Genomic DNA, 15057 nt, shown 5'->3' with positions numbered 1-15057 from the left:
CCGAAGGCCGTGTGGCTGATCGGGTCTTTGATTCTGACCGAAGGCCGTGGGGCTAATCAGGTTTTTGATTCTGGCCGAAGGCCGTAGGAGCTTGGCTTGCCAGCGATCTGGCGCGAAGCGGCAGCAGATTCGGAGAATGCGGTGTGCCTGACACGGCCAGGCCGTCCGCTCTTGCTGCCGCTTCGCGCCAGATCGCCTGCAAGCAAGGCTCCTACGCCCTCCGGGCAGAAGCGCCATTGCGGAAGACCCTCGACCTCACGCGAAAGCACGATTGCAGATGCCCCCATTTACGGAGAGCTTCGAAGAAACTCCAGCAACGCGCTCACCAACCGCCAATAAACCGCATCCACCTCTGGCACCCGCCCCTTGCCTCTCAGGCTGCCATGCAGCAGACCAACGCCCCGATCGAACTCGGTCGGCACGCCTGCTTCGCGTAGCACCCGTTCGTAGCAGACACCGTCGTCACGCAGCGGGTCGAATTGCGCCACGACGATAAAGGCCGGTGCCAGCCCACGAAAATCCTTGGCGTTCAGCGGCATGGCGTACGGCGGCCGGTCGCCTTGCGGCAGATAAAGCTGTTCGTAGAACCCAAGCTCCGCCGTAGCCAGTAAGGGGGCATCGAAACACTCGCTGCGCGAAGGCAGATCATCGGCACCACCCAGCGCGGGATAAATAAGCGCCTGTCCCGCCGGCTGGCGCTCATCCGCATCGCGCAGGGCCAGGCACACCGCTGCCGCCAGGTTGCCCCCGGCACTGTCGCCGGCAATCGCGATCCGGTACGGGTCGATGTCCAGCCGTTGGGCTTGGACCTGCAGCGCATGCCACACCGCCAGGCCGTCGCCGAAGCCTGCCGGAAACGGGTGCTCCGGTGCCAGGCGGTAATCCACAGCAATGATCACGGCGTTGAGGTCAACCGCCAGCGCCTCCGTGAGAAAGTCATGGGAATCCAGATCGCCCACCACCCAGCCGCCACCGTGCAGGTACATCACGCAGGGGGCCGGATGTTCGGTTGAAAGGTGGTGAGGGCGATAGCAACGCACAGGTACGCCAGCCAGCGTGAGGTCCTTGACCTCAAGCTCAGCGGATCGCGGCGGCTTGAACGCTTTGCACATGCGCGAATAGGCGCGCCGTTGTACGTCCATTTCCGGCGAATCGACGCTGAAACTCAGGGTCTCTTCAACGAATCGGGCCATTTCTGGTGAAAGCGGATAACGAAGGGGCATTGACGGCTCCAGCCCGCCTGAACGCCGGGATCGGGGTGAATGACATAATCAGTATCACGCATGAGCCCTGAAGTCGCGGCCTGCCGACGGCAGCGCCTGTGAAATCGCCGCCGCTTGCAACCCAGCCTGCTACAAAGATTGCGGCTGACAAAACATGCGGTTCTACGCTAGCGCTGTGACAGCACGGCTTGCCCGCCGTGGCGAACTCAAGGTCCCACCGCCGACGATCATGGCCGTGATCGCCTGCGGCGCTGCAGTCCTTTACTTGCTCAACGCAACCTGCGCCGCTGCTGCCGCATCCTTGCCATCGAAGATCGTCACGCCTTCCAAGCAAAGCTGGAGGCCATCCGGATGACCCTCAAGCCACTGCTTGGCCGCGCTGGTCGGCACCTCACGGTCCATGATCGGCACCATCATTTGGCCGTGATCGCCTGCCTGCCTGCCGAGGGTCCTGCAGTCCTTTACTTGCTCAACGCCACCTGCGCCGCTGCCGCCGCATCCTTGCCAGCGAAGGTCGTCACGCCTTCCAAGCAAAGCTGGAGGCCATCCGGATGACCCTCAAGCCACTGATTGGCCGCGCTGGTCGACACCTCACGGTCCATGATCGGCACCATCATTTGGCCGTGATCGCCTGCCTGCCTGCCTGCCGAGGGTCCTGCAGTCCTTTACTTGCTCAACGCCACCTGCGCCGCTGCCGCCGCATCCTTGCCATCGAAGGTCGTCACGCCTTCCAGCCAGCGTTGGATGTCTTCCGGATGATCCTTGAGCCACCGCGTGGCCACGTCTGTGGGCGCCTTGCGGTCCATGATCGGCACCATCATTTGGCTTTCCTGGGCGGCAGTGAATTTCAAATTGCTCAACAGCTTGTTGACGTTCGGGCAACGGGTCGCGTAATCGGGCGCGGTCACCACTGAAACAGTCGCTGCGCCTTCACCCGGTCCGAACACATCTTCGCTGCCAGTCAAATACGCGATCTTCATGTTGATGTTCATCGGGTGCGGGGTCCAGCCAACGAACACCACCCACTCCTTGCGATCGACCGCACGCTTGACCGCCGCGAGCATCCCGGCTTCACCGGACTCCACCAACTGGAAGCCTTTAAGGCCGAACTGATCCTTGTCGATCATGCCCTTGATGTTGGCATTGGCGCCGGTGCCCGGCTCGATCCCGTAAATCTTGCCGCCGAGCTTATCCTTGAATTTGGCGATGTCGGCGAAGGTTTTCAGCCCCGCATCCGCCTCGAACTGCGGCACGGCCAGGGTCGCATGTGCGTCGCTCATACTGGGCGTGTCGAAGACCTTGACCTGATTGGCGGCCACGAACGGGGCAATGTTCTTGTCCATCGCCGGCTTCCAGTAACCCAGGAACACGTCCAGCCGATCATCGCGCAGACCGCCAAAGACGATCTGCTGCGCGGCGCTGGTTTGCTTGACTTCATAGCCGATGGATTGCAGCAGCACTTCGGCCACTGCGCTGGTGGCAACCACGTCGGTCCAGTTGACCACACCCATCCGCACGCTCTGACATTTGGCAGGTTCAGCTGCCATCAAGGCGGTGCTGCCTAGCATCAACACACCGCAACTGATCTGACGAATAAATCTCTTCATGCGTGCTCCTCGGGTCGGCTCGTTATTTTATTCAGCTCTTTGCGGCAGTTTTTTAAGGCTTGAAGACCCACGGCAGTCCGAATGCTGCCGCGTGGGTGCAACTTACGCAGCACGACCGCGCATGAAGCGCACCAGCGCGACCTATGGTTGCACTGGGGCGACATTGATGAAGAGGGACGGTTGACAGGGCAACGCCGCAGTCTAAAAGAAGCGCGCGTGCCCGCAAGAGCAACCTGCCATAACGAAATTTATCGTCTGACATAGCGCAATTTTGCGGGCAACACCTCACCTACGGACAGGTATCAGAGCTCTTTGTCCAAGGTAATCGGGAATTCCCGAACGCGCCTGCCAGTGGCGTGATAGACCGCATTGGCGACGGCCGACGCCACACCGACGATGCCGATCTCGCCGACACCCTTGGAACCGAGTTCGTTAACGATGTCGTCGTTCTCCTCGACGAACACCACATCGATGTCGCCGATGTCCGCGTTCACCGGGATGTGATACTCAGCCAGGCTGTGATTCATGAAGCGCCCCAGGTTGTGATCGGTCTGGGTTTCTTCATGCATCGCCTGACTGACGCCCCACACCACGCCCCCGAGGATCTGGCTGCGCGCCGTCTTGGGATTGACCACCCTGCCCGCCGCTATCGCGCTGACGACCCGGTTGACGCGGATGCTGCCCAGGTCCTCATCGACCAGCACCTCGACAAACACCGCCGAGTGGGTGGCGGTGGAGTAGCCGTTGCGCTTCTCGTCGGGTTCGGCGTCGACCTGCACGTCGAGCACGTCATGCGAGGATTGGCGGACGATATCGGCATAGGCAAAGCGCTGCTCCTGGATGATCAAATACCCGTCGCCGAAACCGACCTGCTCCATGCCAACCACTGCGAATTGCGGATGAGCCATGCGCAGCGCGTCCAGCAACTTGGCGCGCAGGGCGCGGCAAGCCTGCTGCACCGCCGTGCCGACCGACGACACGGTGAACGACCCGCCCTGCAATGGCGCGGTAGGCAACGAGGAGTCGCCGAGCACGAACGTCACGTCATCGGGCATCACCCCCGCCGCCTCCGCAGCAATCTGCACCATCACCGTGTAGGTGCCAGTGCCAATGTCGGTGGTTGCACTGCTGACGGTCAGCTTGCCGTTGTGATCGATGCTGGCCTTGGCGCTGGCCTTCATCTGCATGGCTTCCCACACACCACCGGCCATGCCCCAACCCACCAGTTGACGACCGTTGCGCATGCTGCGCGGTTCGGGGTTGCGCTGACTCCAGCCAAACCGCTCGGCGCCCTGCGCATAGCAGGCAAGCAGTTCCTTGCTGGAATAAGGCTTGTCCTCGTTACCGTTGCGCTCGGCGAAGTTGATCGCCCGTAACTGCACCGGATCGATGCCGGCGGCGCTGGCCAGTTCGTCCATGGCGCATTCCAGCCCGACCATACCCGAGGCTGCGCCGGGTGCACGCATGTCCAGTGGCGTGTACACATCCAAGGGTGCCAGCTTGTAAGTCAGCTGCACGTTGTCGCACTGATAGAGCATGCCGCTCCACTCGACCACATGCTCGACGAAATCTTCAAAACGCGAGGTCTGGCCGATGACCTCGTGCCCCACGGCGACAAGTTTGCCTTCGGCGGTGGCGCCCAGTCTCAGATGCTGCAATGTATTGGGCCGATAACCGAAGGTGAACATCTGCTGACGCGTCAACGTCACCCGCACCGAACGCTTCAGATACAACGCCGCCATTACCGCCAGTGGCAACTGGTATTGCGGACGCAGACCGGAGCCGAATGCCCCGCCGACGAACGCGGCGAAGATGCGGATCTTGTCCTTATCGAGTTCGAAGACCTTGTGCAGGTAGTCCTGACAATTCTGCGGCCCTTGAGTCTTGTCATGAACATGGAGACTGCCGTCGTCCTGATAAATCACGGTCGAAGCATGGGGCTCCATTGGGTTGTGGTGCTCATTGGGCGTGCTGTAGTGCGCGTCCACGGTGAACGCCGCATCAGCAAACCCTGCCTGAAAGTCACCACGTGGCTTGGGGGTTTCTGCCGGGGCGGTGTGGGCATTGCCCTGGGCGGCGATCAGACTGGTCTGGTGCGCCTCGGCTTGATACTCAATGCGTACCAGCGAGCCGGCATAACGCGCCAGCTCAAGGGTATCGGCCACCACCAGCGCCAACGGCTGTCCGCTGTACAGCACGCGATCGTTATAAAGAGGCCGAAACGGCGAGCCTTCGGCGGCGTCGGCGTCCTCATAATTCTTGTCGTAGCTGGCGACGTGCGGACGGTTGGTGTGGTCGATGACCGCCACCACGCCCGGTACTTGAAGCGCGGCCGAGGTATCAATGCCAAGTATTCGACCGCAAGCAATAGTGCTGCATACGACACTGCCATGCAGCAGGCCCAGCTGCGGGTATTCGCCTGCATAGCGCGCCTGGCCGGTCACTTTGAGCAGTCCGTCCACGCGATCAAGAGGCTGACCTACTGGTGAGGGTTTGCCGGGAGCAAACATTTTAGCGTTCATCAGGCATTACCTCTCACGGCGGCATCGCTCAGTGCGCGAACGATGGCCCGGCGCGCCAGTTTGATCTTGAAGGCGTTGTGTTCAAGCGGTTGTGCGTCGCGGAGCATGGCATCGGCTGCGGCCACGAAATTCTCCCGTGATACCGGCTTGCCGATCAGCAACTGCTCGACCGCTTTGTCACGCCAGGGCTTGTGGGCAACCCCGCCCAGCGCCAGGCGCACGTCCTTGATGATATCGCCGTCCAATTCCAACGCTGCGGCCACCGAAACCAGTGCGAAGGCGTAGGAGGCTCGGTCACGAATCTTCAGATAATGACTGTGCTGCTGGAATCGCGGCGCTGGCAGTTCTATGGACGTGATCAACTCGTCGTCAGCCAACTGGGTGTCACGTTGGGGCGAGTCGGCCGGAAGACGATGGAAATCGGCGAATTCAATCTTGCGCCGACCTGCTTGCCCTTCTACATGGACGACCGCGTCAAGGGCGGCCAGGGCGACGCACATGTCAGAGGGATGAGTCGCAACGCATTCATTGCTGGCGCCGAGGATCGCGTGAATGCGGTTCAGGCCGTTTTTTGCGGGGCAACCGGACCCAGGCTCGCGTTTGTTACACGGCACCGTCGAATCATAGAAGTAGTAACAGCGGGTACGCTGCAACAGATTACCGCCCGTGCTGGCCATGTTGCGCAGCTGCGGCGAGGCGCCGGCGAGCACCGCCTGGGACAACAGCGGATAGCGGCTTTCCACCAGCGGATGCCAGGCCAGATCGGCATTACTCACCAACGCGCCGATTATCAGCCCGCCGTTGGCGGTTTCCCGCACTTCTTTGAGGGGTAGGCCGGTGATGTCGATCAGATGCTCCGGTCGAGCAATGTTTTCTTTCATCAGGTCAAGCAGATTGGTGCCGCCTGCGATGAAACGGCTGGCAGGTCCCGCCAGATTGACCGCCTGACTGATGTCCGAAGGCTTGCTGTAGCTGAACGGATTCATGACTGGCGCCCTCCCTGATCGGGCGCCGCATCCAGCTGAGGCAGTACCTCGACGACCGCCGCGCGGATATTGCTGTACGCGCCGCAACGGCAGAGGTTGCCGCTCATCAGTTCCTTGATCTCGTCGTCGGTTTTCGCGCGCCCTTCGTTAGCCAGTCCGACCGCCGAGCAGATCTGCCCTGGCGTGCAGTAGCCACACTGAAACGCGTCGTGTTTGATAAACGCTCGCTGCATCGGGTGCAGTGCGTCGCCTTCGGCCAACCCTTCAATGGTGGTCAGTTGGGCACCGTCGCACATGACCGCCAGCGTCAGGCAGGCATTGATGCGCTTGCCGTCGCGCAACACGGTGCAGGCGCCGCACTGGCCGTGGTCGCAGCCTTTTTTAGTGCCAACCAGATCCAGCTGTTCACGCAGCAGATCCAGCAATGTGGTCCAGGGCTGCACGACCAGTTGTCGGTGTTGGCCGTTAAGCGTCAAGGCAATGGAATGCCCTGCGAAAGCCTGGGGGTTCGTCGCACTCATGGAAAGCCTCACGGTTGATACTCATCAGCGCAGTTGATCTGCGTCTATGGGGTTACGACTTGCGGTTTTTGGCAATCGTTCAGGGTTTGTGATGAGCGAACGTGAGGCCTGTGAATCGGCCTTGCCTGATGAGGTCATGGGAATTTTGCAGTCGCACGGCCTGGCGGCGATCTTGCGGTCGCCACCGCCAGCAGGCCGCGCTGCTACAAGGGCCAGTGTGTGCGCTTATGTCGCAGAGGGGAGATAGCGATCAACGCCAGCAGCCATCGTGCAAAGCTGCTGGTATGATGCGCGGCTTTTTGCGACAGGCAGAATTTGTGCAGGCTGTTTCGGCGAGCTGTGCTTTGCTGTCTTAGTCGAATTTATCAATGGCGCGATGCGTCACCGGGGAGCCACACATGCTGGAGCGGCTGTTTCAACTCAAGGCACATGACACCAATGTGCGCACCGAAATCCTGGCCGGGATCACGACGTTCCTCGCCATGGCCTACATCCTGTTCGTCAATCCGAGCATCCTCGGCGAGACAGGCATGGACAAGGGCGCTATCTTCGTCGCGACCTGCCTGGCGGCCGCCATCGGCTCCACGGTCATGGGCCTGATCGCTAACTACCCGATCGCGCTGGCTCCGGGCATGGGCCTGAACGCCTTCTTTACCTACACCGTGGTCCTGCACATGGGCCACACCTGGCAAGTGGCATTGGGTGCGGTGTTCATTTCGGCGGTGATGTTCTTTCTGCTGTCGATCTTTCGTATCCGCGAGTGGATCATCAACAGCATCCCGCTGCCACTGCGCTCGGCCATCGCTGCCGGTATCGGGTTGTTCCTGGCGCTGATTGCCCTGCACAACGCCGACATCGTCGTTAGCAACCCGGCCACCATGGTCGGCCTGGGCGATCTGGCGAAACCGGCGCCGATCCTTGCTGCGCTCGGTTTCGCCCTGATCGTGGCGCTAGACGCCTTGAAAGTGCGCGGCGCGGTGCTGATCGGCATCCTTGCGGTAACCATCGTGTCGATCGTGCTGGGCTTCTCGCCATTTGGTGGCGTGATCTCGATGCCGCCGTCGCTGGCGCCGACCTTCCTGCAACTGGACATCCCCGGCGCGCTGAACATCGGTCTGGTGAGCGTGATCTTCTCGTTTCTCTTCGTTGATCTGTTCGACAACTCAGGCACCCTGATCGGCGTTGCCAAGCGTGCGGGCCTGATGGGCAAGGACGGCCACATGCCGAAAATGGGCCGCGCCCTGATCGCTGACAGCACCGCGGCCATGGCCGGTTCCCTGCTGGGCACCTCGACCACTACCAGTTACATCGAGTCGGCCGCAGGCGTGAGTGCCGGGGGCCGCACCGGCCTTACTGCCGTGGTCGTGGCCGTGCTGTTTCTGCTGGCGCTGTTTTTCGCGCCACTGGCTGGCAGCGTCCCGGCGTTCGCCACCGCCCCTGCCCTGCTGTTCGTGGCGGTGCTGATGACCTCGGGCCTGGCCGAAATCAATTGGGACGACATCACTGAAGCTGCGCCGGTGGTCATCACCGCGCTGGCGATGCCGTTCACCTATTCCATCGCCAACGGCATCGCTTTTGGTTTCATTTCCTGGACAGTAATCAAGCTGTTGTCGGGCCGCAGCCGTGAGCTGAATTCGGCGCTGGTGGTGCTGTCGGTCCTGTTCGTGATCAAGCTGGGCTTTTACCCATGAGTGCAACGTTCGAACCCGCAACCTACTGCCAGCAGCTCGACGAAAAGGCCGAGCGGCTGCGCGAGCTGCTCAGGCCGTTCGACGCCCCCGAGCCTGAAGTTTTCGATTCGCCACGCGAGCATTATCGCCTGCGCGCCGAGTTTCGCCTGTGGCGCGAAGAGGGTCAGCGTCATTACGCGATGTTCACACCGGGCGACAAACATACCCCGATCCTGATTGACGATTTCCCCATTGCAAGCGCACAGATCAACAAGCTGATGCCGGTATTGCGTGAGCGCTGGGAAGCCAGCAAGACCCTCAATCACAAGCTGTTTCAGGTGGACTTTCTGACCACTCTGGCTGGCGACGGCATGATCACCCTGTGCTATCACCGCCCGCTGGACGAGGCCTGGAGGCTGGAAGCCGAGCAACTGGCCGCCGACCTAAATGTCAGCGTGATCGGGCGCTCTAAGGGCCAGCGACTGGTGGTCGGTCGCGATTATGTGACTGAAGAACTGGAAGTCGCCGGGCGTACCTTCAGCTACCGCCAGCCGGAAGGTGCGTTCACCCAGCCCAACGGCACGGTGAATCAGAAGATGTTGAACTGGGCCTATGAAGCGCTGGGCGAGCGTCAGGATGATCTGCTGGAGTTGTACTGCGGCAATGGCAACTTCACGCTGCCGCTGGCAACCCGGGTGCGCAACGTGCTGGCGACCGAGATCAGCAAGACCTCGGTCAACGCAGCGCTAAGCAATCTGGCGGATAACGCGGTGGATAACGTCTCGCTGGTGCGTCTGTCGGCCGAAGAACTGACCGAGGCGCTGAACGAGGTGCGTCCGTTCCGGCGTCTGGCCGGCGTCGACCTGAAAAGCTACGCGTTCGGCAGCGTATTCGTCGATCCGCCCCGCGCAGGCATGGACCTGGATACGTGCGAGTTAACCCGACGTTTCGAGCGCATTCTGTACATCTCCTGCAACCCGCAAACCCTGGCCGCCAACATTGCCCAACTCCACGACACCCACCGTGTCGAGCGCTGCGCACTGTTTGATCAGTTTCCGTATACGCACCATATGGAGTCGGGAGTGTTGCTGGTTCGGCGTTAAATCACCCAGCGCCGCCAATCCATACGATCATTCCCGCACTCCGCGTGGGGATGCATGTGCTCACCCTTTGCCTCACCCTGCGCAAGATGCGAACGTGCGGGGCGGCGTTCCCACGCAGAGCGTGGGAACGATCAAAACGATCAAAACGATCAATCACGCAGCATCGCCAACCCATAGGATCGTTCCCATGCTTCGCGTGGGAATGCATTTGCTGACGCTTTGCGTCACCCTGCGCAAGACGCGAAGCGTGCGAGGCGGCGTTCCCACGCAGAGCATGGGAACTCTCAAGAGCGTGAAGGGTGCATTTCCTCGAATAGCGCGGGAACGATCAAGCTGGCCATGCACAACCCTCATATCTTGCACCACTCATCATTAAATTTCTGACAGTAAGCGGCATATGCCTGCTTACCGGTGTATAACAGTCGGCCCGTCTTTCGCTTCGATGGATGTCCTGCCTTGAGTTCCGATACGCCTGCCTCATCTTCAGCATCCTCTGGAAGCGCCCTTAACCAGCCCGGCTTTTTTGCCTTTCTGAGTGCTCGTCTGGCGGCTGTCTTCGCCATGCAGATCCAGGCCGTCGTGGTGGCCTGGCAAGTCTACGACATGACCCGCAATCCGATTTCACTCGCGTATGTGGGGCTGGCGCAGTTCATTCCGATGCTGTTGCTGTTGATGCCCGCCGGTGATCTGATCGACCGTTACAACCGCAAGCTGATCCTCACCATTAGTTGGTCCGTGCAAGCCTTGTGCAGCCTGATGTTGATGCTGTTCTCGGTGAGCCACCATCAGGACACGCGGCTGATCTACGCCACCCTGGCACTGTTCGGCTGCGCCCGGGCCTTTACCGGTCCGGCCCTGCAGAGCCTGTTGCCCCAAGTGGTGCCAAGGGAAAAACTCGCTTCTGCCATCGCCACCAACAGCATGATCATGCGCATCGCGACTATTGCCGGGCCGCTGGTCGGTGGAGGTCTGTACGCGGCAGGCGGCGGCGGGCTGACGTACTCGGTGTGCATGGCCAGCTTCATCGCTGGCGTGTTGCTGCTGATTAGGGTGCCGGTGCTGTACGCTGGCAAGAAACAGATTCTCGAATCCACTGCCTGGAAACGCTTCACTGCGGGCATCGCCTTCATCCGCTCACGGCCCATCATCCTTGGCACTATTTCACTGGATCTGTTCGCCGTGCTGCTCGGTGGCGTGGTGGCGTTGCTGCCGATCTACGCCCATGAAGTGCTGCACCTCGGCCCGCAAGGTCTTGGCGCGTTGCGCAGTGCGATGAGCCTGGGCGAAGTCGGCACCGGGCTGTATCTAGGCGTGCGTCCTTTCGATCGACACGTGGGCCTGGTGATGTTTATCGCTGTGGCAGTGTTTGGCCTGGCTAATCTGGTATTCGCTTTGTCCACGCTGTTCTGGCTGTCGTTGCTGGCGTTGATGATTGCGGGCGCGGCGGACATGGTCAGCGTTTACATTCGCTCGACGCTGGTGCAGTTCTCGACGCCCGACAACATGCGCGGCCGGGTGAACGCGGTAAATATGCTGTTCATCGGCTCTTCCAACGAGCTGGGCGAATTCCGCGCAGGCAGCAGCGCCGCGCTGTTCGGCGCAGTGCCTGCGGCAGTGCTCGGTGGCCTGTGCACCTTGGGCGTGGTCGGCGCCTGGATGTGGGGCTTCAAACCGCTGCGGCAGGTAAATCACTTTGCCGATGCCTTGCCTGCCGAAGTAACCGATAAACAGGCCGCGCGGGTTTGATCGAGCGCGACCGACAGCGGTACCGCTTGCCGGCTGCGGCGCCCTCGAATCCGTGATCGCTTACAAAGCCAGACGGCTAACGGGATCGGGCCACCCAGGCACTATGGTCTTGCCTCACTTCTGTAGCAGCACGGCTTACCGGCGGTGGCGCTTTAAATCGCTGCCGTTGGCAAACCGTACTCTGAGACGCGTCGGCGATTACAGGGCTGAATCGGTGATCTGGCCATCCACCAACCGCCGGATATTCAGCGGGTTGGCGTTTTGCAGCGCTTCGGGCAGCAGGGCGTCCGGGTAATTCTGGAAACACACCGGCCGCAGGAAACGATCGATCGCCAGCGTTCCCACCGAGGTCCCGCGTGAGTCAGAAGTTGCCGGGTAAGGTCCGCCGTGGACCATTGCATCGCACACTTCAACGCCCGTCGGATAGCCGTTAAGCAGCACCCGGCCGACTTTCTCCTGCAGCGCGTCCAGCAGCCAGGCATGACTGGCCAACTCCGCCGGTTCACCGATCACGGTCGCTGTGAGTTGGGTAGCGCCGTGATCACCGATGAAGGCGGCGATAATCCGGTCAGCGAATGGGCGATGTCACGCCTCTAGCTTCCCTCGCCAAAAGCTGGTGGACCGTTTCCAAAGGCTGCTGATGCGCTCGCTCGGCCGGTCCATCAGATGCGGTACGTTCTCGAGCCTGACCCAGTGCTCGCCTTGCCACTCCAGCACGCGCACCGAGCTTCGCGGCCAGCTCACCGTCTTCAGGCTTGGCGCGTAGGGGCCGGGGCTGTCGCGCAGTGTCGGCAGCACGTCATGCGTCAGCCAATGCCTGAGGGCGCGGTTTTCAGGGACGTAGTGATGGACGAGCATGGCGAAGAGGCCGGATTCGCTGATGAGCAGTTGCTTGCTCGTCTGGCCGTCGTTGGTCAGCCAGGCGCTGCGGCGCTGGTCAGGATCGAGTTTGAGGGTTGCGCGCTCGTCGAGCGGCCTGCCCATCAGGCGGGCGATGTCCTGAAGGCAGAACCAGGCCTGGTTAGCTATCTGAAGAGCGCGCAGTTGGCGGTTGTGGCGGATAAAGGATTTCGGTTCGAAGCAGTCAGCCATGCCTGGGTCCTCTAGGAGAGATGGACGATGCCTGATGTATTCGAGATTTATGCAATGCCTGCATGATCAAAGCTCCTGACTGTGAGCGCTGCCACTTACGTCGTCGAACGGAAGGGTGGCGGCTGTACGTAGGTCGACGATCCGGTTCAGGCGATCCGGGTAGGCCAAAAGGCCTCCGACGCACAGCCGCCATAACGCGAGCTTCAAACATAAAGCTTAAGCCACGATGGAGACGCTGATACGCCTGAAATCGGATCGTCGAATCCGGTCGCTGATTTAAGCGACCGGCGAAGACTAACGGCGGCCTTTTTGCTGAACAACCCGCTGACAGGAATTCAGAAACATCCTACAGCCAGCGCGTTTCTTGTCCGTAGCCCCGTGCGCAGAAACGAACGGAGCGAGATAGCCAACTGCAAAAACGTGGTTTCCGAGAACTATTCCCCCCTCTCCACCTCTTAAGTGCAGCCAGTCAGACGATGGGCTTGCCCCGCCGTCTACACTCCCTACACGACAAGAAGAGGATTCTCTCCATGCTCTGGAAAAAAGGACGCCGCAGTGACAACGTCGTCGACGCGCGCGACGACACCGGTGGCGGGGGCGGCGGGATGCGCATCGGCGGCAAGGGCCTGGGGATCGGCGGGATTGTGATCATTGTCGCCATTGGCTTGTTGACCGGGCAGGACCCGATGCAGATCCTTGGTCAAATCGCCGGCCAGGTGGGCACCCAGCAAACCAGCGCAGTCAGTCCGCAGACGCGCCAGGCACCACCGGCCAACGACGAGCAGGCGGAGTTCGTGCGAGCGATTCTGGGCGATACCGAGGACACCTGGAGCCAGATCCTTCAACAGAGCGGGCGTCAGTACAAGAACCCCACGCTGATCCTGTTCCGCGGTCAGGTGCAATCGGCATGTGGCTTCGCCTCGTCCGCCAGTGGCCCGTTCTATTGCCCGGCGGATCAGCGCGTGTACCTGGACATGGATTTCTTCCGCGAGATGAGCCAGCGCTTCAAGGCCGCCGGGGATTTCGCCCAGGCTTACGTCATTGCGCATGAAGTGGGTCACCATGTGCAGACCTTGCTCGGGGTTTCGGCTAAAGTTGACGCCGCCCGCCAGCGCGGCATGCGCATGGAAGGTGACAGCGGTCTGCTGGTGCGTCAGGAGCTGCAGGCTGACTGTTTCGCGGGTGTTTGGGCCAATAACGCGCAAAAGCGTTTGAACTGGCTTGAACCCGGTGATATTGAAGAGGCACTGAATGCCGCCAACGCCATCGGTGACGACCGCTTGCAGCAACAAAACCAGGGGCGCGTGGTGCCGGACTCGTTCACCCACGGTACGTCTGCCCAGCGGGTTCGCTGGTTCAAGACCGGCTTTGCCCAGGGACAAATCAACCAATGCGATACATTCGCCGCCAAGAGCCTCTGATCACATGATGAAACCGCTTTCGATCCTGTTGTTGGGCACCCTGATGAGCGCTACCGCTCATGCTGCGGATCAGGCGGTCAAAGCCATTAGCCCCGATCGGCTGCTGATCAACGGAACGTCCCAGGCTACCCTTGGCCTCAGCCAGAGCTGGGTGCGCCCCAGCCCGCAGATTCAGCGGGTGGTGATCATTTTCCATGGTCGCCTGCGCAATGCCCAGACGTACCTGCGCAGTGCCGAGCGAGCCGCCAACCAATCCAAGCAGCGATCCAAAACGCTGCTCATTGCGCCGCAGTTCCTGGATGAAAAGGACATTGCCGCCCATCATTTGCCGGAAAACGTCCTGCGTTGGCACACCAATGACTGGATGGCAGGCGACAAGTCCCTGGGCGCCAAGCCGATCAGTTCGTTCGTAGTCATCGACCATATCCTCAAGCGCCTGAGCGACAGCAAGCTGTTCCCCAACCTGAAGGAAATCGTGATTGCCGGTCACTCCGGCGGCGGGCAGGTGGTGCAGCGCTACGCGGTGATTGGCGGCAAGGAAGATGCATTGCTGAAGAAGGAAGGCATCAAGCTGCGCTACGTGATCGCCAACCCGTCCTCCTATGCGTACTTCGATGCGACGCGGCCCCTGCCGGTGAGTGCGGCTACCTGTCCGGGCTTCGACACCTGGAAGTACGGCATGAACAAGCTGCCAGCCTACGCGGGCAAGCAGACCCCGGCGGAGCTGGAAGCGGCGTATGTGAAGCGTGACATCACCTACCTGCTAGGCGAGCTGGACACCGACCCGAACCACCCTGCGCTGGACAAGGACTGCGGCGCCGAAGTGCAAGGACCGTATCGCCTGTTGCGCGGGCATAATTTCTTCGATTACCTGACCAAGCGCCACCCGGAAGGCTTGAATCAGCGTCTGGTCGAGGTCAAGGGTGTCGGCCACAACGGCGACGGCATGCTCACCTCACCGGAAGGGCAAGCGGCGTTGTTCAAAGGAAATTGATCCACAACGCCTCACTGCCAAGTGGAGCTGCGCTTGGACATTGGTGGCGAACACTTGGGATTGCCGCGCCGTGCTCGTTCCCACGCTGCGCGCGGGAACGGCCTCATATGAAGCCCCGGGTCACCCTCCCCCTGGACGCGGAGCGTCACAAACGGCATTCCCACGCGGAGCG

The 15057-nt window shown here is 61.0% G+C and carries 13 protein-coding genes and 1 pseudogene; 5 read left to right on the top strand and 9 right to left on the bottom strand.

Annotation, left to right across the window (positions count from 1 at the left end):
• Positions 1-287 precede the first annotated feature (287 nt).
• From B3I26_RS25095 to B3I26_RS25065, 7 genes are all read right to left on the bottom strand, one after another.
• The gene (locus B3I26_RS25095; protein WP_296261764.1) at positions 288-1223 is read right to left on the bottom strand and encodes an alpha/beta hydrolase; all 936 of its coding nucleotides are present in this window, start codon (positions 1221-1223) and stop codon (positions 288-290) included.
• Positions 1224-1484: 261 nt separating this feature from the next.
• On the bottom strand, positions 1485-1640 hold the full coding sequence (locus B3I26_RS25090) for a hypothetical protein (protein ID WP_296261763.1): 156 nt from the start codon (positions 1638-1640) through the stop codon (positions 1485-1487).
• Between the two features lie 44 nt (positions 1641-1684).
• Positions 1685-1840: a hypothetical protein gene (locus tag B3I26_RS25085; protein ID WP_296261760.1), complete on the bottom strand. Its 156-nt coding sequence runs from the start codon at positions 1838-1840 to the stop codon at positions 1685-1687.
• Positions 1841-1888: 48 nt separating this feature from the next.
• A complete protein-coding gene (gene choX, locus B3I26_RS25080) occupies positions 1889-2830 on the bottom strand; it encodes a choline ABC transporter substrate-binding protein (RefSeq protein WP_296261759.1) in 942 nt (313 codons plus the stop codon).
• 302 nt (positions 2831-3132) lie between these two features.
• Positions 3133-5340, bottom strand: coding sequence for a xanthine dehydrogenase family protein molybdopterin-binding subunit (locus B3I26_RS25075; protein WP_296261766.1), 2208 nt, complete (start codon positions 5338-5340; stop codon positions 3133-3135).
• Positions 5341-5351: 11 nt separating this feature from the next.
• Positions 5352-6338 (bottom strand): FAD binding domain-containing protein, encoded by a 987-nt coding sequence (locus B3I26_RS25070; protein WP_296261756.1) that lies wholly within the window; start codon positions 6336-6338, stop codon positions 5352-5354.
• On the bottom strand, positions 6335-6859 hold the full coding sequence (locus tag B3I26_RS25065) for a (2Fe-2S)-binding protein (RefSeq protein ID WP_296261754.1): 525 nt from the start codon (positions 6857-6859) through the stop codon (positions 6335-6337). Before B3I26_RS25065 ends, B3I26_RS25070 begins: the two co-directional genes overlap by 4 nt.
• A gap of 398 nt (positions 6860-7257) precedes the next feature.
• On the opposite strand from B3I26_RS25065, the gene B3I26_RS25060 reads away from it, so the two are divergent.
• From B3I26_RS25060 to B3I26_RS25050, 3 genes are all read left to right on the top strand, one after another.
• Positions 7258-8550 (top strand): NCS2 family permease, encoded by a 1293-nt coding sequence (locus B3I26_RS25060; RefSeq protein ID WP_296261751.1) that lies wholly within the window; start codon positions 7258-7260, stop codon positions 8548-8550.
• Complete coding sequence (trmA, locus tag B3I26_RS25055; RefSeq protein WP_296261749.1) at positions 8547-9632, top strand: tRNA (uridine(54)-C5)-methyltransferase TrmA; 1086 nt, start codon at positions 8547-8549, stop codon at positions 9630-9632. Before B3I26_RS25060 ends, trmA begins: the two co-directional genes overlap by 4 nt.
• A gap of 456 nt (positions 9633-10088) precedes the next feature.
• Positions 10089-11378: an MFS transporter gene (locus tag B3I26_RS25050; protein ID WP_296261747.1), complete on the top strand. Its 1290-nt coding sequence runs from the start codon at positions 10089-10091 to the stop codon at positions 11376-11378.
• 198 nt (positions 11379-11576) lie between these two features.
• On the opposite strand, the pseudogene B3I26_RS25045 reads toward B3I26_RS25050, so the two are convergent.
• Both B3I26_RS25045 and B3I26_RS25040 read right to left on the bottom strand, forming a co-directional pair.
• Positions 11577-11906: pseudogene (locus B3I26_RS25045) on the bottom strand (aldehyde dehydrogenase (NADP(+))); the annotation flags it as partial.
• A gap of 57 nt (positions 11907-11963) precedes the next feature.
• Positions 11964-12470, bottom strand: a complete 507-nt coding sequence (locus B3I26_RS25040) for a BRO-N domain-containing protein (protein WP_296261746.1) — start codon at positions 12468-12470, stop codon at positions 11964-11966.
• Between the two features lie 530 nt (positions 12471-13000).
• Here B3I26_RS25040 and ypfJ point away from each other — a divergent pair.
• Together ypfJ and B3I26_RS25030 are read left to right on the top strand one after the other, a co-directional pair.
• Positions 13001-13891, top strand: a complete 891-nt coding sequence (gene ypfJ, locus B3I26_RS25035) for a KPN_02809 family neutral zinc metallopeptidase (RefSeq protein WP_296261743.1) — start codon at positions 13001-13003, stop codon at positions 13889-13891.
• A gap of 4 nt (positions 13892-13895) precedes the next feature.
• Positions 13896-14885: an alpha/beta hydrolase gene (locus B3I26_RS25030; protein ID WP_296261742.1), complete on the top strand. Its 990-nt coding sequence runs from the start codon at positions 13896-13898 to the stop codon at positions 14883-14885.
• The last annotated feature ends 172 nt before the right edge of the window (positions 14886-15057 follow it).

Source organism: Pseudomonas sp. UBA5706, from assembly GCF_002419965.1.
Taxonomy (GTDB): Bacteria; Pseudomonadota; Gammaproteobacteria; order Pseudomonadales; family Pseudomonadaceae; genus Aquipseudomonas.
Note: the sequence above shows the minus strand (reverse complement) of the source record. Positions and strands in the feature narration are given on the sequence as shown.

Coding starts and splice junctions, on each gene's coding strand:
- B3I26_RS25085 (WP_296261760.1), bottom strand. CDS start 1,840: ATGATGGTGCCGATCATGGACCGTGAGGTGTCGACCAGCGCGGCCAAT.
- choX (WP_296261759.1), bottom strand. CDS start 2,830: ATGAAGAGATTTATTCGTCAGATCAGTTGCGGTGTGTTGATGCTAGGC.
- B3I26_RS25040 (WP_296261746.1), bottom strand. CDS start 12,470: ATGGCTGACTGCTTCGAACCGAAATCCTTTATCCGCCACAACCGCCAA.
- B3I26_RS25070 (WP_296261756.1), bottom strand. CDS start 6,338: ATGAATCCGTTCAGCTACAGCAAGCCTTCGGACATCAGTCAGGCGGTC.
- B3I26_RS25065 (WP_296261754.1), bottom strand. CDS start 6,859: ATGAGTGCGACGAACCCCCAGGCTTTCGCAGGGCATTCCATTGCCTTG.
- B3I26_RS25030 (WP_296261742.1), top strand. CDS start 13,896: ATGATGAAACCGCTTTCGATCCTGTTGTTGGGCACCCTGATGAGCGCT.
- B3I26_RS25090 (WP_296261763.1), bottom strand. CDS start 1,640: ATGATGGTGCCGATCATGGACCGTGAGGTGCCGACCAGCGCGGCCAAG.
- trmA (WP_296261749.1), top strand. CDS start 8,547: ATGAGTGCAACGTTCGAACCCGCAACCTACTGCCAGCAGCTCGACGAA.
- B3I26_RS25075 (WP_296261766.1), bottom strand. CDS start 5,340: ATGTTTGCTCCCGGCAAACCCTCACCAGTAGGTCAGCCTCTTGATCGC.
- B3I26_RS25060 (WP_296261751.1), top strand. CDS start 7,258: ATGCTGGAGCGGCTGTTTCAACTCAAGGCACATGACACCAATGTGCGC.
- B3I26_RS25095 (WP_296261764.1), bottom strand. CDS start 1,223: ATGCCCCTTCGTTATCCGCTTTCACCAGAAATGGCCCGATTCGTTGAA.
- ypfJ (WP_296261743.1), top strand. CDS start 13,001: ATGCTCTGGAAAAAAGGACGCCGCAGTGACAACGTCGTCGACGCGCGC.